The sequence below is a fragment of the Synergistaceae bacterium genome (genome assembly GCA_012728235.1).
GTDB lineage: Bacteria > Synergistota > Synergistia > Synergistales > Synergistaceae > JAAYFL01.
On sequence record JAAYFL010000061.1, the window covers coordinates 1 to 6128 of the forward strand.

9 protein-coding genes are annotated in these 6128 nt (G+C 40.5%); 5 read left to right on the forward strand and 4 right to left on the reverse strand.

The window, feature by feature from the left end; all coding sequences use genetic code 11:
* Positions 1-21 precede the first annotated feature (21 nt).
* The 4 genes from GXZ13_04895 (at position 22) to GXZ13_04910 (ending at position 1462) form a co-directional block, all read left to right on the forward strand.
* Entirely contained in the window at positions 22-180 is a 159-nt protein-coding gene (locus GXZ13_04895) for a hypothetical protein (protein ID NLX75158.1), read from the forward strand.
* 173 nt (positions 181-353) lie between these two features.
* A complete protein-coding gene (locus GXZ13_04900; protein NLX75159.1) occupies positions 354-572 on the forward strand; it encodes a YvrJ family protein in 219 nt (72 codons plus the stop codon).
* An 11-nt stretch (positions 573-583) separates the two neighbouring features.
* Complete coding sequence (locus tag GXZ13_04905) at positions 584-934, forward strand: peptidase M15 (protein NLX75160.1); 351 nt, start codon at positions 584-586, stop codon at positions 932-934.
* 9 nt (positions 935-943) lie between these two features.
* Positions 944-1462, forward strand: a complete 519-nt coding sequence (locus GXZ13_04910) for a sigma-70 family RNA polymerase sigma factor (GenBank protein NLX75161.1) — start codon at positions 944-946, stop codon at positions 1460-1462.
* A gap of 101 nt (positions 1463-1563) precedes the next feature.
* Here the strand turns inward: GXZ13_04910 and GXZ13_04915 are convergent, their stop codons facing one another.
* The 4 genes from GXZ13_04915 to GXZ13_04930 all read right to left on the reverse strand — a co-directional run bounded on the left by GXZ13_04915 (position 1564) and on the right by GXZ13_04930 (position 5319).
* Positions 1564-2289, reverse strand: coding sequence for an SIMPL domain-containing protein (locus tag GXZ13_04915; protein NLX75162.1), 726 nt, complete (start codon positions 2287-2289; stop codon positions 1564-1566).
* A gap of 71 nt (positions 2290-2360) precedes the next feature.
* Positions 2361-3161 (reverse strand): YdcF family protein, encoded by an 801-nt coding sequence (locus GXZ13_04920; GenBank protein ID NLX75163.1) that lies wholly within the window; start codon positions 3159-3161, stop codon positions 2361-2363.
* 166 nt (positions 3162-3327) lie between these two features.
* The gene (locus GXZ13_04925; GenBank protein ID NLX75164.1) at positions 3328-4140 is read right to left on the reverse strand and encodes a type II secretion system protein; all 813 of its coding nucleotides are present in this window, start codon (positions 4138-4140) and stop codon (positions 3328-3330) included.
* A 159-nt stretch (positions 4141-4299) separates the two neighbouring features.
* Positions 4300-5319: a PTS sugar transporter subunit IIC gene (locus tag GXZ13_04930; protein ID NLX75165.1), complete on the reverse strand. Its 1020-nt coding sequence runs from the start codon at positions 5317-5319 to the stop codon at positions 4300-4302.
* Between the two features lie 334 nt (positions 5320-5653).
* Between GXZ13_04930 and GXZ13_04935 the strand changes: the two genes are divergently transcribed.
* Positions 5654-6128: Rrf2 family transcriptional regulator (locus GXZ13_04935; GenBank protein ID NLX75166.1), on the forward strand; the 475-nt coding region annotated here is incomplete at its 3' end.

Consider the following 6128-nt stretch of genomic DNA (forward strand, 5'->3'; position numbering starts at 1 on the left):
GGCAAAGACTTTGCATTTAGCATGAACTATGCAGACCCCACTCTTTCAGAAGAGGGAGAAGAGATCCGAGTCCAAGAAGCAATGGATGCTATTTTGGCACAGCAGCCATTCGGTGTAACTCTTGAATCAGCTTATGGCGCAGAACTAATCGATCGTGTTGTAACAGAGATTTTAATATAAGTTATTAAACTACTCTTTAGCCGCCCAAAATTTACAGCCATATATAACTCTCTTCAAGCATAAAAATTAAAATTTAGAATTATAAATATATTACATAACATGATGCTTTTGCAGAAGGAAGCATCCTTGCCCATCTTTTGCAAAGGCATCACTTTACAAAGGAGGATAAAAGAATGGAGGAATTAATGAGCAGTATCGTGCAGACTGGTTTCTCCATCGCAGTAGCATCCTACCTGCTTGTAAGAATGGATAGACGAATGGAAGAGCTGACCCGCGCAGTGATTCATCTTGGAGTCGTTTTAGAAGCAAAGGAGGTTAGCGATGGAAAAATCGGTGTTGCAGAAAATAAAGAGGTTGTTGGAAATTATTCTTTTGCACATAGGCCTGTATGAGGTGAAAGAGCGTGACAAAAAGAATTAATGATTTTCAAATTGCAGAACATTTTAATTTAATTGAATTTCAATGCCCTTGCTGTCACAGAGTTTTATTGAACCCACTACTGGTCAGCAGGCTTGAAATATTAAGACAAAAAATTTCAAAACCTATTATAATAAACAGTGGTTTTAGATGCCAAAAACACAATGAAAAAGTCGGAGGAGTTACAAATAGTAAGCATAAAATAGGTCAAGCAGCTGATGTACGGGTAATTGAATCCGAACAGTCAGAGTTTTGCGAGACAGCATTAGAAACTGGATTTACAAAAGCAATAGCTTACAGAGAACGTGGCTTCGTACACCTAGAAATAGGAGCATAAGTATAAAAATTGAATAATAGAACAATTCCCGATTGCAACGTGGTTACTTTAGAGGGTCTTGTTATAAACTATACTCCTCTCGTCAAAGTTACGGCATACCGCTATCAAGGAAGAGGTGCGGAGTATGAGGATCTCATGCAAGAGGGTTATTTAGCTCTCTTGCTTCTCATCCCACAATGCAAAGATTTAAAATGGTTGCCTTACTTTCTCAAAAGTCGTCTGCCGGGGTATGTTCGAACGGCGGCAGAAAGGCTGAGGGGGAGGAAGAGAACTCCCGAAGTTGGACTTGAGGATGTAGAAGGAGTTCTGTCAGACAGTAAAAGTTCAAGGACACGCAGTGAAAGTGAACTGCACGATTTGTTGGAAAGAACTCTCACTAAAGCTGAACTAGACTTAACTCAAGCGCTGTTGGAAGGCTTTACACAAAAAGAGTTAGCCTCATTTTTGAATATAACGCAACAAGCGGTAAGTGCCCGACTTAGAGTAATAAGAGATAAACTAAAGCCTGTTATAAAGGACAGTTTGTAAGTATAAATTTAAACCAAATAAAACAGGGAGTCTCACAGTTTTGCGTGACTCCCTGTTTTATGATAATGTTCACAAATTTAAAAAATGTTATTCGTTAATGTTTATTTTAGTTCAAAAGCAACGTCCACAGAGACGTTGATTGTTATTGTTCCTGCGGTAATTTGAGTTTCCGGTACGAAATCTGCAGTTGCAAATGTTCTCATCATATTTCTATTCCCGGCTCCGCTTTCCATCGCTGCACCTACTGAGCCCACTCTTGCGCTAATAAGAGACCCTACATTGCTTCCTGCGGCTTTTGCCACTATTTCAGCCTTTTCTTTGCCATTTTTCGTGGCTTTTGCAAGCAATTCTCTTTCTATTTTTTCCTGATCGCTTACAGTGAAATCAACTCCATAAAACTTATTGGCTCCGGCACTCTGCATTGTATCTATAACAGCCCCTGCCTTGTCTATGTCTTTAACCTTGACGTTGAGGCTGTGAACCAGGACATATCCGGACGGGACTCTTTTGTTTTTCTCATTCTGTTTGTAATCCTGACTCAAACTGTAACCCGTGGTTTTTATATCTTTTTGATCAATTCCGCTTTTTTTAAGGTCTTTCATAAGTTTATCCATTACTTTGCTGTTTTCTGCTTTAGCAGCATTTGCATTGGCGGCTTTTGTTTCAACAGCCATATTAATAAAGGCAGTGTCTGGCATAACTTCTTTGCCTGCCACTCCAACGGCAGATATGCTTTTTGTGTCGGTTGCTGGTGCGGCGAAAAGCGTACCAGTCATAATAATCGAGAGTATAAAAGTTGCCGCAAAAATTCTGTAAAACTTATTCATCTGAGAACATCCTTTCATTTTTTATGATGTGAAATTATGGCAATTCATTATATTTTTACTGCTGCTTTTTCTTAAAACACTTTATAAAGAATAATTCCTAGATACTCCTTAATTCCGTAACAGGACAGCATAAGAGAGTATCCGTCTGGGAGCAGCTGTTGGAAGCCGGTGAATTTAGGATTTGTATATCTGCTTAAAACATATGGGTGCATCTTCGCTTCAGGAAAATATTTTTCCGCGGCTAAAAGCGATCTGGGCATATGAAAAGCACTCGTCACAAGAATAAAAGAAAGTTTTTTATTGTCCTCAGCTTTTTCTGCAGGAACTATTTGAATTTCTGCCGAATTTACGAGTTCAGCTAGATAGGAGAAATTTTCTGCTGTTGTGCGGGATTTTTCTTCCAAAATAAGCTTTCCTTTATACCCCATATCTCTTGCGGCTTTTGCCATGCCGCTTGCTTCCGATTGTTTTTCCGTGCCGTAAACTTTCCCTCCGGAAAAAATTATGGGAAGGTTCTTTTCTTTTGCTAATTTAACTGCGGCAAATACTCGTTCCAGTGTCAAAGATCCAGGTTGTACAGCATCTCCGTTATTGTCATAAGTTGAACCGCCGGAAAGTACGATAATGGCAGCTGCATCTTCATCAAAAGAAATACGTGAAAGATTTCTGCTTTCAAGAAAACCTGTTATTTTCTCTGCCCCAAGGGGCGTGCTGCAAAGGTATAGTACTAAAGAGAAAAGCAGCAGAATTCCACACGAATTATAATCGCGTTTATTTTTGAAAACAGATATGGCAATTAAAATAAGTACGATAGAAAACAAGCCGGGCGGCACTATTAGACTGCCAACTAACTTGTAAACCATAAAATTCATTTATTAAAAACTCCCTTCATTTGGTTCTCAGCGAATTGTTAAGAGAAATTTTAAGCCACTGACCTGCAATGACAATGTTGTATGCACAATTTTTCTATAAATATTTTAAAGACGGCCCCAAATGAGGCCGTCAGAGTAATTAAGTGTTTTAAAAACTAAGTGGTTTTTAATTTCCCAGTTTTAGCCAGGCGGAAGTTCCTCCGGGTGGCAACTCCCAGTGAAGCGTTCTTCCGGCTCCGGCTCCAATCATACAGACATAATATGCTCCGTCCTTATAAGTCACGTCGCCTCTTTGGAATATATGAGTTGTAGTGTCTAAATCATCGAGGTCAGTGTTCCTGCTCGGGTTTATTTCAACAATTCCCGTGCTTGCGGAATTTATGAGCCAACTCGGCATTTCCGAAGGAATCAAGTTTGGCGAAGTCAAATATACGTCCTCTAGATCTACAACTGCCACGTAGTAAAGTCCGGTATCTTCATTATAGAAGATTGTGCCCTTAGGAGCGTTGAGATGGTACTGATTCGGGCCTCCGCCAGGCATGGGAGCTACTGATGCATCCCAATCTCCATCAACTACGACAGGGTCTGTACCCGGATGTTGGTCCGTGCCAGGGACGATATTGCCTCCAGGCGGATCCGGATTATCCTCTTCACTGTGTACCGAGCAGAAGACTTTATTGTCAACCTCAGTGTATATCCCATTTGATGGACATTTTAGAGGTTTGTCGAGCCAAGTACTGGCGACCCCATCTTTATTTTGTAAAAATAGTGCGAGAGACATGGGATTTGACACTCCCGCCTTATAGAAACTGTAGGCTGTCAGAATTGATTCTCTGTTTGCCAAGCAGGACAGCATCTCTGATCTGTCTATCATTCTTTTATATCCGAATGAAAGAATGGCAACTAGAATGGCCACTACAATAAGTGCAGTGAGCATTTCTACCAAAGTATATGCAGCTTGTTTTGTATTTTTAAACATAAGCCCCCTCCTTTATATAAGGGATTCAATGTAATTATACAGTATTATTGTGAAAACAACTTGTGTAATTTGCATAATTCAAAGAGTTTGGCAAAGAACTGTCAAAAAAATATTTTTAGATTTATTAGATATTGTAAATGAATTGCTGTCATAGACGTTTTATTTAAAATCCAGCTTCATGTCTCCCTCTTTAATCAATCCCATTTTTCTCATGGCTTCCGCAATAAGCACTGTGGTCACTGCAGGCAGGAAAAAATGCATCAGTCCTATTTGGAAAAGAATCTGAGGACTGCTTCCCATTGCATCAATTGTTCCAAACTGTCCAACAAGCCCGCTTGTTCCCATGCCGGCACCTGATGGAATATTTGTCATTTTAAAAACCAGAGTTGAAATAGGCCCTAGAATAAAGCTTGCCAGTGTAGGGGGAACCCATATCAGGGGACGTCTAACGATGTTTGGCATCTGCAGCATAGAGGTCCCCAATCCCTGTGAGAGAAGCCCTGCAACTCCATTTTCCCTGTAGCTCATAACGGCAAAACCCACCATTTGAGTTGAACAGCCGACTGTTGCTGCTCCGGCAGCCAATCCCGATAAATTTAACGCAACAGCTATAGCGGCGCTTGAGATCGGAAGGGTAAGTATCATCCCCATGATTGTCGAAATAATTGCACCCATTGGGCCTGGTTGTAGCTCTGTTGCATTCATGATAAGCAGGCCAAGCCCATTCATCATGGCGCTGACAGAAGGTCCGGCGAGCTTCGCCACACCCATTCCGCCGATAATAGTCGTAGCCGGAGTGACAATTATGTCTATCTTCGTCTCTTTTGAAACAATTTTTCCCAATTCAGCCGCAACAATGGCGCTCAGAAAAGCGCCCACCGGCCCTCCCCAGAGGTTGCCGGCAAAACCTACAGCGGCACAAGAAAAGAGAACAATGGGCGGAGCCTGTAGAGCCTGCGCTATGGCAACTGCGATTGCAGGTCCGACCATAGAGCCTGCAAATGCTCCAAATTCCATCAGTATTGGGATATTAGCTTTTGAGCCAATAGTTTTTAAAATAAGCCCTGTTATTAAGGATGAAAAAAGACCGACACCCATAGCACCCAAGGCATCAACGAAGTAGCGTTTAAAAGAGAGCTCAATGTTTTTTCGTTTTAAAAATAATGAAATGCTGTTCATTGTCTTATCAGACACAATAAAAACTCCTTTTATTAACAATTAGTTATATAGTAGTTCATTCTAGTTTATTAAAAAACAACTTGCAATAGACGAGAGGCAATATTAAGAACGTTTCTTTATTATTATTAAGTTTATTTTTAAATTCTGAAAAATTCTGAAGATTATGTGATGTACGAAGATTTTATTCAGAAAGCGCCCTTAAAGAAGGCGGATAGCATTTTTTTTGCGACTAAAATATATTTTTTGTTACAAAAAGCAAGTTGACATTATGTTATAAGTGGAATAATATATCCACTATTCCGATTATAATATTTTGAAGTAGGTGAAGTTTATAGTGAATCCCATTGTAGGCTTACCGGAGCCTTTAATCCTAGGTCTTCACGCTCTTGGTTTTTTGGCGAAATCTCCCGATAGCTGTTTTACCACACAGCAGATAGCAACCGGGCTGAGAACTCCAGAACCACATCTTTCAAAAGTATTGCAGCGGATAAACAAAGGTAAAATCATTAAATCGCACAGAGGGCCCGGCGGCGGATATAAATTGGACTGCAACCCGGAAGAAACTCCACTGCGCGCTCTTTTTGAACTTTTGGGCAAACCTTTCGAGTCAAGAGGTTGTGGTCTTGACGGCTGTAAGGGGAGAAACTGTTTCATCGGAGATATGCTCGATGAACTCACAGCTGCTTTCACTAGATATTTGGAATCTCGCACTTTCGCCGATTTTATCAAATATTACGAAGGAGAAATTCCTGTATCTATTGAAATTTCCGTTATAACACCAAGTTTGGGTCAAAGCCACCCAAACTTCA